A 714-nucleotide genomic window follows, 5' to 3' on the forward strand; every position below is an offset into this window, starting at 1 on the left:
GCCTTGTGCGGGTGAAGGGTATTGTAGTGTTCGAACCATGAGGGCAGTTGCGCGATGACGGTTGCGGCGTCTGGTCGAGGGTTCACTGAGACGTAGTCGCGCTTGAATGTTTTGACGAAAGCCTCTGCCATCCCATTGGATTGGGGGCTGCGAATGGGAGTGGAGCAAGGCTCCATGCCGATATCGACAAGCAGTGACCTGGTGTCCTTTGCGATGAAGCAGGAGCCGTTGTCAGTCAGCCATTCGATTGGCTTTGGAAGAGTGTTGATGAGACCGAAGCGGTTCTCCACAGCCGTAATGACCAGGTCCTGGACGTCCTCACTCTTGATGCCCTCTGTTGTCGCGACATGGGCAATGGCTTCGCGATCACAGCAATCGAGCGCGAACGCAACGCGGACCTTCTCCTTGTTGTCGCAGCCGATCTCGAAGCCGTCTGAACACCAGCGCAGATTGGATTGCTCGACGGCAACGCGGCCATCGTGGCGACGGGTGTCGAGAGCACCGGTGTGGCGCTGAAGAAGCATGCCGTGAACCTTCATCACCCGGTAGACGCGCTTGGCATTTGGCCACGGTCGGCTTTCGCTGCGGGCTTTACGGCAAAGGATCGCGTGCACCCGGCGATATCCGTAGGTGGGCATATCGTCGATGATGGTCTTGATCTCATCCACCAGCTCCCGATCAGCAAGCGGCGGACGCCCTCTGGCTTTGGAGGGA

General features: G+C 58.5%; 1 protein-coding gene. It reads right to left on the minus strand.

Annotated features, from left to right (window positions below):
• Positions 1-714, minus strand: a 714-nt coding sequence (locus FAA86_RS24435) for an IS3 family transposase (RefSeq protein WP_136543908.1), incomplete at both ends; no start/stop codon positions are given.

The organism is Rhizobium rosettiformans W3, from assembly GCF_004912135.1.
Classification (GTDB): Bacteria; Pseudomonadota; Alphaproteobacteria; order Rhizobiales; family Rhizobiaceae; genus Allorhizobium; species Allorhizobium rosettiformans.